The following is a 1,627-nucleotide window of genomic DNA, read 5'->3' as shown; positions in this document are numbered from 1 at the left end:
GTGCAATTCAGAAATGTCACTCTCCCTGCCGAGGATAGCAAGTAGAGAGAGCCGACATGGGATGGGTGATGATGAGCGAGCGCGACTTCCACCGGATCGAGGTGTTGGCGCAGGTCGATGATGGACGGCTGAGTGTCCAGAACGGTGCGAACCTGTTGGACGTGACCAGGCGACAGATGTTCCGGTTGCTCAAGACGTACCGCACCGAGGGCGGCGCCGGGATCCGGCACAAGGCGCGCGGCAAGGCGCCGAACAACCAGATCCATGAAGCCAAGCGCGACTATGCCGTGGCCTTGATCAAGGAAAAGTATGAAGATTTCGGACCGACGCTGGCGGCCGAGATGCTGGCGGAACACCATGGGTTCAAGGTCTCTCGCGAGACGCTGCGGAAGTGGATGCAGGACGCCGGGATCTGGTTGTCGCGCAAACAGCGGCGGACATTCCATCAGCCCAGATTGCGCCGGGAATACTTTGGCGAGCTGATCCAGATTGACGGCTCTGATCACCGATGGTTCGAGGATCGCGCTGATCCATGCACCCTGCTCGTCTTCATCGACGATGCGACCAGCACATTGATGGAATTGCGGTTCGTGCCCTCGGAAAGCACGTTCAGTTACTTCGAGGCGCTGGAAAGCTATCTTCTCAAACACGGCCGCCCCGTTGCGTTTTACAGCGACAAACACACGGTCTTTCGGGTCGCAAAACCGAACCAGCACATGACGGGCATGACCCAGTTCGGCCGTGCCTTGGCCGAGCTGAACATCGAGATTCTGTGCGCCAATAGCTCTCAGGCCAAGGGCCGTGTAGAACGCGCCAACCGCACCTTGCAGGATCGGCTGGTCAAGGAGCTGCGTCTCGCAGGCGTATCCTCAATCGAAGACGGCAACCTGTTTCTTCAAGGCTTTATGGAGCGCTACAACGCCAAATTCGCAAAGGCCCCGGCCAAGTCGGACAACCTGCACCGTGCTTTGAACATCGCAGCTGACCGGTTGAGCGAAGTTTTCTGCCTGCGCGACAAACGCCACGTGAGCAAGGATCTGATGCTCAAATATGACCGCAAACGGATCAAGCTGGCGGTGAACGATCTGACACGCGGGCTCGCCGGGACATATGTCGATGTCTACGAGCTGGCCGACGGGCGCATCCAGGTCCGCGCCAAAGGTGTCGCCCTGCCCTACACGATTATGAATCCCGAGCGCCGGATCACCCATGCCGCGATCACCGAGAACAAGCACCTCAGCGCCGTGCTGTCCCATATCAAGAAGGAGCAAGACAAGGCGGCATCAAAGCCGAAGGTCAAACCTGTCAGTGCAAAGAACGGTTACGTGAAGAATGGTCGCTCTTCCGGCCGACCGTCCAAGCTGGAGTTGCATTACGCGGCAAAACGCGCAGCGGCGGCACAGACACAACCCGAAAGCTGACATCCGATGATGTGGCCGGAGGTCTGCTGTTGGGCTTTTGCGGACCTTCGCCTCGTCTCGCGCGAACGTCCGCTTAGCGATCCCGCAAGGCTTATCATCCCTGCGATATTTGAGGTCTCCGGGTTGCTAAGCCTTGCTGCCGCCGGCGCTCTTGGTGACATTCCTGCTTTGCGCAGTGGGTGACATTTCTGGATGGTTGCAACATC

At 58.6% G+C, this 1,627-nt stretch carries 1 protein-coding gene; it reads left to right on the top strand.

Annotation, left to right across the window (positions count from 1 at the left end):
* The first annotated feature begins 56 nt into the window (after nt 1-56).
* The gene (locus E1B25_RS21960) at nt 57-1,421 is read left to right on the top strand and encodes an ISNCY family transposase (RefSeq protein ID WP_132831684.1); all 1,365 of its coding nucleotides are present in this window, start codon (nt 57-59) and stop codon (nt 1,419-1,421) included.
* Nucleotides 1,422-1,627 lie beyond the last annotated feature (206 nt).

This window comes from Antarcticimicrobium sediminis (genome assembly GCF_004348975.1).
GTDB classification, from domain to species: domain Bacteria; phylum Pseudomonadota; class Alphaproteobacteria; order Rhodobacterales; family Rhodobacteraceae; genus Antarcticimicrobium; species Antarcticimicrobium sediminis.
The sequence above is the reverse complement of the archived record's forward strand: the minus strand, read 5'-3'. Positions and strand labels throughout refer to the sequence as shown.